The organism is Bacillus cereus group sp. N8 (genome assembly GCF_016483685.1).
Lineage (GTDB): Bacteria > Bacillota > Bacilli > Bacillales > Bacillaceae_G > Bacillus_A > Bacillus_A proteolyticus.
Genome location: NZ_JAEHBK010000158.1, coordinates 1 through 316, shown reverse-complemented (window position 1 = coordinate 316; position 316 = coordinate 1). Strand labels below are relative to the sequence as shown.

Genomic DNA, 316 nt, shown 5'->3' with positions numbered 1-316 from the left:
TAAGCCCCGTTCCGCCATCATTTCCACCAAATCACGAAAGCTCAAGTTGTACCGTAGGTACCATCTTACTGTTTGCAAAATATTATCATGATGATAATGCTTCCACTTGAATAAATTTCGCTTTCCATACTGATCACTCACCTTTTTTAGAGTAATAGTATCAGTATGTCCAAGATTTAGAGATTATTTGCAATTATCTTGAAGTTTTGGCATCAGAGCCTTACATCTTATGTCCCCACTGGTCAAAGTGATAATCTTTACCGTCGATTTTAAACCAACCGTCTGAATAAAGTGAACCATCTTCTCTAGCACAATA

The 316-nt window shown here is 37.0% G+C and carries 1 protein-coding gene and 1 pseudogene; both read right to left on the bottom strand.

The features are described from left to right. Positions 1 to 141 (bottom strand): annotated as a pseudogene (locus JDS80_RS31880) (IS6 family transposase); the annotation flags it as partial. Between the two features lie 79 nt (positions 142 to 220). Next, the coding region (locus tag JDS80_RS32245) for a hypothetical protein (RefSeq protein WP_346011439.1) at positions 221 to 316 on the bottom strand (96 nt) is incomplete at its 5' end.